Origin of the sequence: Corallococcus exercitus (assembly GCF_003611585.1) — a bacterium.
Classification (GTDB): Bacteria; Myxococcota; Myxococcia; order Myxococcales; family Myxococcaceae; genus Corallococcus; species Corallococcus exercitus.
Genome location: NZ_RAVW01000378.1, coordinates 1 through 9,555 on the forward strand (window position 1 = coordinate 1; position 9,555 = coordinate 9,555).

Below are 9,555 nucleotides of genomic sequence, written 5' to 3' on the forward strand. Positions count from 1 at the left end.
GAGCCGGACACCGGGCGGGCGGGCTTGCGCTTCACGGGCTTGCGCTTGGCCGCGGCAACCAGCACGGGAGCGTCCGGCGCGAGGGCCGCGCCAGCGGGGGAGGCCGCCAGGAGCAGGACGGCCAGGAGGGGGGCAATGACGCGGGTCATCATGGGGTTCCGGGGGGACAACGCAGCCCGTCGAAAAAGAGCGGGCCAGGTCTCCTCAGGCTACCCCGGCTCAAGGGCCCGGTGCACGGAAGTGCACACCGGGTCCGGTGAACCTTGCATGACGGTGCACCCCGGGATGGCCAGCGACATGAACCCCGGGGGACGCCGAAAGTCTCGCCCGCGTCAGGCCGGCGTCGTCGAAGGCACCTCGGAACGGGGCGCGGTGCCGTGGGCCAGCTCCTGACCCAGGGCATGCGGGTCGAAGTAGGCGAAGAAGCGGCGGACCCGGTCGCCGTCCCACTCGATGATGGAGACGCCCTCGTAGGCGACGGCGGCCCCGTTATGCGCGGTGCCCTGCGTCTCCCACTCCAGGGCCACGCGGTCGCCGGATTCGATCATGTTGCGGAAGGTGGACTTCACCTGGCCCAGGGTGCCCTTGTACTCGGTCCAGAAGCGGCGGGCGCCGTCGACGCCGGAGAAGACGCTGGGCGAAGCGACGTTGCTCACCTGCGCGTCGTCGGTGAAGAGGGCGACCATCGGCTCGATGTCGCCGTGCTCCTCCAGTTTCAGCAGTGCGTCCACGAACCGCTGCGCTCGTTCCATCGCCATCGGGAGTCCTCGTTCGTCGCAAGAGAAGTAAGGGGTGTGCCCGGGAAGGGTGCGCACGCGGGAGGACGGTGGCCTCCTTCGGGAGGCTGCTCCCTCGGCCCCCGGACGGAGGCACCACCCCCTCGCCTCCGGGTGGCCCGGCTTCCACGGACACTGTCTCCTCCTTCCCGCGGAGGCCGGGGGGCGCCCCCTTGCTCCCGCGCTTCCGCCGGAGGATGACTGTCCTCCAGGAGCAGCCATGTCCCAGGAAGCCCTCCGTTCCGCGCCGCCGCCGTCCACCGTCGAGGAGGAGTTCGACCTCCTCCCCACGCCTGTCGCGGCGGTGCCGGCTCCGTTCCCGCCGCTGACGTTCCTGCTGGAGGAGGTGCGCTCGCCGGGGATGGTGCGCGCGGACATCGACGCGCTCATCGTGGGCCTGGGCCGTCCGCCCGCGCCGGACGAGCCGCTGCGCGAGCGGGCGGATCTGCTGCTGGGACTGTTGGACCGGAACAACCCGGTGGGGGACCACGCGGGTTCGGGCGGGATGAAGGTGCGGCACGCGGCGAAGGAGGCGTTGATCGCCCTGGGCTATCCCTACGCGATGGAGCTGCCACCCGACCTGCTGGAGCCGCAGCGCACCGGCGGGAGGGAGCCGGGGCTGAGCAGTGGCGACATCACCCTGGCGGTGGTGAGCCTGCTGTACCAGTCAGGGGGCCTGGTGGGGGTGGGGGCCTTGCTCGACTACTTCCGGATGCCGGCGGCGACCGAGGTGACGGTCGGCATCGGCGTGGTCCTCTGGCTCTTCACCCTGCTCTCCATGGTGGGCCACCACTCACGGTCGCGGGACCTGCAGGTCATCGGTTCGGCGGTGCTGTGGTCTGCGGCCGTGGTGTGGAGCCTGATCGCCCTCCCGTCCGCCTTGTTCACGAATGGCATCTCCCTGCTCCTCGTCCCGTGGCACCTCGCGCTGTGGACCGCCTACTCCCTGCGCCCGGAACCCGAGCCGGAGGAGTCGCCGGCGCCGCGCTCGCCCCGGCCCACGCCATGACCGCGCTGCCCACCGTCCGGGCCGCCACGCGCGAGGACCGCGCCGCCATCGCGGCCATCTACAACGCGGCCCTCGCCGAGCGAGCCTCCACCTTCGAAACGCGCCCGCGCACGCCCGAGGACATCGACGCGTGGCTGGGCAAGCGCCACCCGGTGCTGGTGGCGGAGGAGGACGGACGCGTCATCGCGTACGCCTCCACCAGCGCGTACAGCCCTCGCGAGTGCTACGCGGGCATCGCGGACTTCAGCATCTACGTGGCGCCGGAGGCCCGGGGGCGCAACGTGGGCCAGCACCTGATGCAGGCGCTGCTGAGAGAGGCGGAAGGAGCGGGCTTCCACAAGCTCACCTCGCGAGTCTTCGCCACCAACGTGCGCAGCCGCGCACTGCTCGGGCGGCTGGGGTTCCGGGAGGTGGGCGTCCACGAGAAGCACGCCCCGCTCGACGGTGTGTGGCACGACGTGGTGGTGGTGGAGAAGCTGCTGCCCGCGAACGTGCGGTGATCAGCGCCGCGCGTCCTGGGCCCACTCCTCGCGCGTCCAGCCCTGCCGTTCATAGAGGGCCCGGCGCTCCGAGGGCAGGGACTCCCAGGCGACGCCGGGGTCCAGGTCCCGGGGGCGGCTGAACAGGCCGGGGATGTCGCCACGAACGGCCTGGGCGGCGCGCTCGGGGGTGAGGCCGCGCAGGCCGTAGCCCAGCTTGAGGCTGGCGTGGCTCTGGCCGGCCTTGTCGGAGGTTTCGAAGGCGATGCCGCCGCCGAACTCCGCGGTGCGAGGGTTGAGGGTCGCGTGGGCACGGGCATGCGGGCCCGCGCCCAGGGACAGTTCCACCTTGCCCTCCGAGTCACGGCTCACGCTGGCGATGCCCAGGTCCACCTGGAGCTGCGCCTCCGTCTTGCCGTGCGCGTCCGTCATCACTTCGAGGCCCAGGGGCCCGGCCTTCGTGGCGATGCCCCCCTGCGTCTGGACGTCGGTGGTGCCGCGAGCGGAGGCATGGGCCTCGCGCTTGAAGTGGAGCAGGTCATGGGACGCGCTCGCTTCGGCGGAGACGAAGGCACCGGCGGGACGTTCGCCGGAGAGGACCAGCGCGCGAGCAGTGACGGCCTCGTAGGCCTGGACGAGCGAGTATTGGGGGCGCCCCAGGCCGGCCTTCCATTCAGACTCGTAGCGTGCGCGCTGGGGATCGGACCAGGAGAGCCCGAGCGACGTCTCGCGAAGATCCAGCGCCTGCGGAGGCCCGAGCGCGCGAAGGGCCTGAAGGCTTCCGGCCTGAGCCACGGCATCGCCATAGCGTTGCAGGTACGCGTCGTAGGCGACGACGGAGGCACGGCCCGTGTCGGTGGCGTGGGCGTTCACCGCGTCGCGAAGGGCCAAGGGCAGCTTCGGATCATTGACGAAGGTCTCCGGCCGGCCGGGCATGCCGAGCGGTCCCGGCGAGCTGCCAGCGCGGAGTGAGAGGACGCCATTCGACGCAGCCTGTTCGAGGAAGGCCTGGCGTGACGGAGCATCCATCCGGGACACATACGTGGCGAGCAGGCCATCACGGTCCATGCGCTCCAGCGTCGCGCGGTACGCCTCACGAGGCACGGAGCCCAGAGCATCGTGCGTGGCCTTCACGTCGCTGCCGGTGAGGAAGGGGTTCGACAGGCTGCGAGTCAGGTGCGAGCGGACCGAGGCATAGACGTCCTCGGGGACGGGAGCGGAAGGGGAACGCAACCGGCCGCCCATGGCCGCGAGCTCACGCGCGGATACGGCGGGCCCTTCAGCGTGCGGAGTGGAGGCACGGGGCGCGGAGGAAGGAACAGTGGGGCCGTCATAGGCGCGCAGCTCGTTACGCGAGGGCGCGGAGGCACTGCTCTCACTGACGGAGGTCCTACGGGACGCGGTCGTGCCCACGCGAAGCTCGGGCGCGGGTGCATCGGGTTCAGGAAGCGTGGGTTCGGGGGACAGGGGACTGCTACCGGGCGCATCGATTCGGGACATCAGGCTCGCTCCGAGGAAGGAGGAGCCGGCCCAGAGTGCACCCGGTGCGCCAGTGTCAGGTGCCCGGAATCACAGGCACCCTTCCGCATCCGTGGGCCCAGGCGTGGGACCTGGGTCCCACGCCCCAGACGGGCATCAGCCCAGCACGTCCTGCGCGCGGCGGTAGTACATCTCGCGGCTCGCGAGGCCGTTGTAGCCGCCGTTGATGCGGCGGGTGACCTCGCGGAAGTTGCCCGCGTCCGCGTAGCTGTTCAGGTTGCGCGACTGCCAGTACCAACCCGCGATGCGGAACGCGACGTCCGGATCCTTCGCGCGCTCCGGGTGCCCTTCCAGGTCGATGCCCAGCGCCTTGCCCGCCGCACGGTAGTTCGCGCGGCCCGTGAGCTGGATGGGGCCTCGGCCCTTGTAGCGCTTGCCGTCGCCCGGCTGCGTGTTGCCCAGGTCCTTGCGGCCCTCGTATGCCGCGCCGGAGGCGATCTCCTCCATGTAGCGCAGCTCGCCGCTCTCGTGCGCCAGCTGCGCCAGGAACATCTCCTTGCGCCGGGGCGTGTTGATGTTCGCCTCCGCCATCGCCTTGTTCAGGTGCGGCAGGTACTGCTCCGCCTTCGCCTGCGACAGGTTCGGCATGATCCGCCGCAGCTGCGCCACCGTCACGCCGCCCTTGCCACCCGACGTGCCAGGCGTCCCGTTCACGCCGCCCGTCGACGGAGGCGGCTTCGACGTCCCGCCCGTGCCTCCGGTGCGGCCCGGAATCGTGAGCTTCTGGCCCACGAAGATCTTGTTCGGATTCGAGATGTGGTTCGCCTGCTGCAACGCCCCCACCGTCGTGCCGTACCTGCCCGCGATGCCGCTCAGCGTGTCGCCGCTGCGCACCGTGTACGAGGCCCCCCCGGAAGAAGGCGGCTTCGACGTCACCGGCGCCGAGCCTCCGCCCGCGCCCGGAATCGTCAGCTTCTGGCCCACGTAGATCTTGTTCGGATTGGCGATGTGGTTCGCCTTCGCCAGCGCCGCCGTCGTCGTGCCGTGCCGCCCCGCGATGCCGCTCAGCGTGTCGCCGCTGCGCACCGTGTAGCTGCCCGCCTTGGACGGAGCCGCCTGGAACCCATCCGGCACCGTCAGCCGCTGGCCCACGCGGATGAGGTTCGCGTTGGCGATGTGGTTCGTCTTCTGAAGCGAACCCACCGACGTGTTGAAGCGCTGCGCGAGGCCGCTCAACGTGTCGCCGCTGCGAACGGAATAGGTCGTCACGGGTGAAACTCCGGGAAAAGAGGGAATCAGTGCCCGGATTTTCGCGACGGCTGGGAATTAGTTTCCCAGGAAGGCCTACTTTTCAGGTTGCTGAATCTATCCGTTATTCCTGCACCTTCGAGTCACGCAATCGTTGCTGAAGATCGCGGGCCGCGGAGGTGTCGTGCATCACGACGAGGCTCTGCACGTAGTACGCGAGCGCCCAGAGGTTCTCCTCCGGGATGGCGCCCCTCCACGAAGGCATGGCGGCGCCGCCGACGCCCGCGGCCATGACGCGGTAGAGGTCCTCGCGCTGGGCCTGCGCGGTGTACGGCTGGCCCTCCACACGCGTGCCCTGGGGCCACACGGTGCGCAGGCGATGGAAGAGGAAGTCGGGCGGCAGCACCTTGGCCAGCTGCGTGGCTTCGCCCTTCGCGTCCACGGTGAGCGAGTAGTCCGAATCCCGAGGCAGCGCGGTGTACGGATCCGCGTTCGCCAGGTTCACCTTGCGGCCGGTGACGCTCTCCATGAGCGCGGCGAGCTCCGCGCGAGGCAGGTACGCGACGTGGCAGCTGGCGCAGCCCGCGTTGCCCTTGCCGGCCACGTGGTAGACGGTGCGGCCGCGCTCCACGGCCTCGGCTTCACGGCCCTTCCATGGGTCCTCGGAGAGGGCGAGCGCCGCGCCGGGGGACTCCTGCTTCCAGCGCGGGCTGAAGGTCTTGAGGTACTGCACCACGGCGTCCACGTCCGCCGGGGGCACGTCCCACGCGAACATGGGCGTGCCGTGCAGACCCCGGCGCAGGGTGCGCTTGAGCGCGTCGTCGGTGGGCAGCTCGCCCGCGGCCACGCCGCCGAACTTGTAGAGGCCCTGGCGGAAGTTGCGCGGCGGAGGCCGCATGCCGGAGCCCGCCGGGCCCTGACCGTCGCCCTTCTCACCGTGACAGGACGCGCAGTAGTGCGTGTAGACGTCGTATCCGCGCGACAGCGTCGCGGCTGGGATGACCGTGCCGTCCGCGAGCTTCAGGGGCTCGAAGGTGGGCGTCTCCTTGCGGCACGCGGGAGCGAGCGCCCCGAGCGCGAGCACGGCGAGCATGCGAAGCGAGAAGCTGGAAGTGGGCTTCATGGGAGGTACACCACCGCGAAGAGGACGCCGTACATCACCGTCGAACACCACCACCCGGGAAGGGCCCGCCGCAACGGAGCGCGAGCCTCCAGGCCACGCAGGACGCGAAGTCCCGCGCGAAGCAATCCCACGAGCACGACCGCCAGGTGCGCGGCCTGCACCGCCGACAGGCCATACAGCGCGGAGGCGAAGACGCCGCTGTCCGGGATGCGCAGGTCGCGGTACCAGAACAGCACGTGCAGCCACGCCGCCTGCGTCGCGAGGAAGCCCGCCCCGGCGCCCAGCACGCCCAGCAGCGGGAACCGGATCCGGCGAGGATCCGCGCCACGCTCGAGCACGACGTGCAGCAGCACGGCCCCGATGACGAGGAGCCCACCGGCCAGCGCGGGAACGAGGTATCCGGGACGCGCGGACACGGGAGGAAAGAAGCCGCGCAGCCGGTAGAAGCCCGCGGTGAAGGCCACCGCGCAGAAGAGCATCGCGGCCGCGGCGTGCGCGATGACGGCCCCGAACCAGAGGTTCCCTTCGTCGCGATGAGGGGACGGCGAAGCCAGTTCGTGCGTGCTCACGGGGAAGGACTCTCGCATGCCTGGGCCCGGCGGAAAGCACCAGGAAGCCGGGCAGTCCCCTGTCCCTCGGAGCGGCGCCCATCGACCGAATCACGTCCATGCATGTACTCATGAGCCCTCACGAGCCCGGCACGGGGCACATGACGCCTGTTCGGGCCGCGCCCATGCGCATCCATGCGTCGAGGCCCGATGCAGTACCTGGCCGATGGAAGCCTCGTTGGAGCATGGAGCCTTCGTGCGCGTGACCACGGCGCCGTGCAAGAACGCCGCGTGCGGCCGGGCACTCCGGTAGTAGCCTCCCGCGCCTACTTCCGATGCAACCCGCGCCCCCTCCGCTCGCTGCTCCGTCCCCTTCCGTCCTCCCTCACGCTTCGAGGGGCCTGGACCTCTGGCCGTTGATCATCGTGGCACTGGGTGCCTGGGTGCTGCGCGCGCTCGCGTTCTTCCAGGGCTCCGGGCCCATGGGCTACCCGCTGGACTACGACGAGGGCGTCTACTTCTCCGCCGCGTCACTCCTGCTGCGCGGAGACCTGCCCTACCGCGACTTCATCTTCGTCCACCCGCCCGGCGGCCTCCTGCTCTGGGCTCCCGGCGCCGCGCTCACGCTGGGGCTCGATGCGGCCACCGCCTATGGCGTCACCCGCTATCTCGCCGCCACGGTGGGCGCCCTGTGCGTGTTCCTCGCGGGCCGCGTCGCCTGGCGCGCCTGGGGGCCGCTCGCGGGCTGCGTGGCCGCGCTCGCCTATGCCACGTATCCGGAGGCCACCCTCGTCGAGCGGGGCACCTTCCTCGAGCCCCTGCTCAACGTCCTGTGCCTGGGCTTCGCGAACCTCTGGCTCGCCCCCGGCCCCCACTCCCGCGCACGCCGCATTGGCGCGGGCGTGCTCCTGGGCCTCGCCATCTCCGTGAAGATTCCGGGTGGACTGTGGCTCGTCGCCGCGCTGTGCGCCCGTCCGGGGAAGGAGTCCTGGCGTCACGCCCTCCTGCCCGTGCTCGTCGCGTTCGCCACGTTCGCGGTCGTCGTGGGACCGCTGGCCGCGCTCGCCCCCTCTGAGTTCTTCCGCGACGTCATCACCTTCCAGGCCCTGCGCCCCTATGACGGCGAGCCGGACCGCTGGCGCCTGCACGACATCTTCCACGAGCGCCGGCTGGGAGAGGTGCTCCTCGCCCTCGTGGGCCTGGGCACCGCGTGCGTGCGCGCCTTCCGCGCTCGCCCGGAGCACCGTCCCGCCGCCCGCTTGTTCGCCTGCGCGTTCATCCTCAGCGTGGTCCTGTTCCTCACGTCGCGGACCTACTGGAACCAGTACAACGCGCACCTCGCCGCTTCGGAGGCCGTACTCGCGGGCCTGGGCGCTTCCGTGCTCCAGGCCTTCAGCGTGCGCTGGGGCCGCGCCGCATCACGGGCCGTGGCCGTGCTCGTCCTCGCCGCCGCGTGCCTGCCCGGTGCGTGGCACGTCGTCCAGAGTGGCCAGCGGCAGGACCTGGACGTCATGGCGCTCGCGAAGTACCTCCGCGCCGACGTGCCTCCCAAGGCGTGCCTCTTCTCCTTCGAGCCCGGCTGGGCGCTCGCGGCGGGCCGGCTCCCCATGGGGGCCACCCCCATCGTGGATGGCTACGCCACCATGCTCCAGGACGCCATGAGCACCGGCGACCGCTTCGACGACACCGCCGAAGCCCTCTCCGCCCCCGAGGCCCAGCAGGCCCTGCGCGTCATGCTGGACTCCTGCCGCTTCGTCATCCTCGGCGAGCGCGGCACCTGGCAGCTCACGCCGGAGAGCCTTCCCTGGTTCAAGCAGCGCTTCGTCCGCCGCTTCCCCCCGGGCGACACCGGCGGCGTGGACCTCTGGGAACACCGCTAGACGGCGCCCTCCACCCCGGGCACCGGCGGCGCCACCGGCTCCACCGTCGGCTCGCTCGAGGGCAGCGGCTCCGCCTGTCCAATCCAGTCGCGACCCAGTTGCTCTTGTACTTCCGGTTGCGACAGCGCATGCGGTCCGCGCAGCACCACGGCGCCAGGGCCCGCGTCCGTCCACTCCAGCGTGCCCACCCGCCACGGGTTCGGCTCCGCGGCCCGGCCCCACCCGAGCGTCCGCACCAGGTTCACCACGAACACCAACTGCACCGTGCCCAGGGCGAACGCGGCCCAGCTGGTCCACCGGTTCAACGTGAGCAGGTGCGCGAGGAACGTGTACTGGTACGGGTCATAGAGCCGCCGCAGCTGCCCCGCGTAGCCCGCCACCAGTTGCCCACCGAAGACGGCGATGAACAGCACCGCGCTCAGCACCACGTGCACCTTCGCCAGCCGCTCATCCAGCGCGCGCCCGTACATGCGCGGGAACCAGAAATAGAGCCCCGCGAACACCGCGAGGAAGCTGGCCGCGCCCATCGTCAGGTGGAAGTGGCCCACCACCCACATGGTCCCGTGCAGCGGCACGTCCGTCGCCACCGCGCCCAGCGCCAGCCCCGTGATGCCGCCCAGGCCGAAGACGATCATCGTCGCCAGCGCCGCGAGCATCGGCGACGTGAGCCGCACGCTGCCCCGCCACAGCGTCATCAGCCAGTTGAGGAACATCACCTCCGCGGGCAGGGAAATCAGCAGCGTCAGCACCATGAACGTGCGCCCCAGCACCGGCGCCATCCCGCTGGTGAACAGGTGGTGCGCGTACACCGCGCCGCTCAGCGCCGTCACCGCGCCCATGGCCCCCGCCGTGAGCCGGTAGCCGTGCGCGGGCTTGCGGCTGAAGAAGGCCACGAAGTCCCCCACCATGCCCCACGCGGGCAGGATGAGGATGTAGACCTCCGGGTGGCCGAACAGCCAGAACAGGTGCTGGTACACCACCTGTCTCTTATAGACATCTGACGCTGCCGACGA

Annotated in this window: 9 protein-coding genes; 3 read left to right on the forward strand and 6 right to left on the reverse strand. The window is 70.9% G+C overall.

Features of this window, described 5'->3' with window-relative positions; genetic code table 11:
- Positions 1–332: 332 nt before the first annotated feature.
- Positions 333–758, reverse strand: a complete 426-nt coding sequence (locus D7W79_RS32735) for a nuclear transport factor 2 family protein (protein ID WP_120529286.1) — start codon at positions 756–758, stop codon at positions 333–335.
- A gap of 238 nt (positions 759–996) precedes the next feature.
- On the opposite strand from D7W79_RS32735, the gene D7W79_RS32740 reads away from it, so the two are divergent.
- Together D7W79_RS32740 and D7W79_RS32745 are read left to right on the forward strand one after the other, a co-directional pair.
- On the forward strand, positions 997–1,785 hold the full coding sequence (locus tag D7W79_RS32740) for a hypothetical protein (protein ID WP_120529287.1): 789 nt from the start codon (positions 997–999) through the stop codon (positions 1,783–1,785).
- Positions 1,782–2,285 carry an arsinothricin resistance N-acetyltransferase ArsN1 family A gene (locus D7W79_RS32745; protein ID WP_120529288.1) on the forward strand — a complete coding sequence of 168 codons (504 nt, stop codon included), beginning with the start codon at positions 1,782–1,784 and terminating at the stop codon, positions 2,283–2,285. Before D7W79_RS32740 ends, D7W79_RS32745 begins: the two co-directional genes overlap by 4 nt.
- Here D7W79_RS32745 and D7W79_RS32750 read toward each other — a convergent pair whose 3' ends face one another.
- The 4 genes from D7W79_RS32750 to D7W79_RS32765 form a co-directional block, all read right to left on the reverse strand.
- On the reverse strand, positions 2,286–3,764 hold the full coding sequence (locus D7W79_RS32750) for a hypothetical protein (protein WP_147442162.1): 1,479 nt from the start codon (positions 3,762–3,764) through the stop codon (positions 2,286–2,288).
- Between the two features lie 135 nt (positions 3,765–3,899).
- The gene (locus D7W79_RS32755) at positions 3,900–5,012 is read right to left on the reverse strand and encodes a LysM peptidoglycan-binding domain-containing protein (RefSeq protein ID WP_120529290.1); all 1,113 of its coding nucleotides are present in this window, start codon (positions 5,010–5,012) and stop codon (positions 3,900–3,902) included.
- Positions 5,013–5,115: 103 nt separating this feature from the next.
- On the reverse strand, positions 5,116–6,114 hold the full coding sequence (locus D7W79_RS32760) for a c-type cytochrome (RefSeq protein WP_244222097.1): 999 nt from the start codon (positions 6,112–6,114) through the stop codon (positions 5,116–5,118).
- The gene (locus D7W79_RS32765; protein ID WP_147442163.1) at positions 6,111–6,683 is read right to left on the reverse strand and encodes a hypothetical protein; all 573 of its coding nucleotides are present in this window, start codon (positions 6,681–6,683) and stop codon (positions 6,111–6,113) included. The genes D7W79_RS32760 and D7W79_RS32765 overlap by 4 nt, the downstream gene beginning before the upstream one ends.
- 404 nt (positions 6,684–7,087) lie before the next feature.
- Here D7W79_RS32765 and D7W79_RS32770 point away from each other — a divergent pair, with 404 nt between their 5' ends.
- On the forward strand, positions 7,088–8,542 hold the full coding sequence (locus tag D7W79_RS32770) for a glycosyltransferase family 87 protein (protein ID WP_244222098.1): 1,455 nt from the start codon (positions 7,088–7,090) through the stop codon (positions 8,540–8,542).
- Here the strand turns inward: D7W79_RS32770 and D7W79_RS46530 are convergent.
- On the reverse strand, positions 8,539–9,555 hold a 1,017-nt coding region (locus D7W79_RS46530; RefSeq protein WP_208729897.1), incomplete at its 5' end, for a cytochrome c oxidase subunit I. The genes D7W79_RS32770 and D7W79_RS46530 overlap by 4 nt on opposite strands.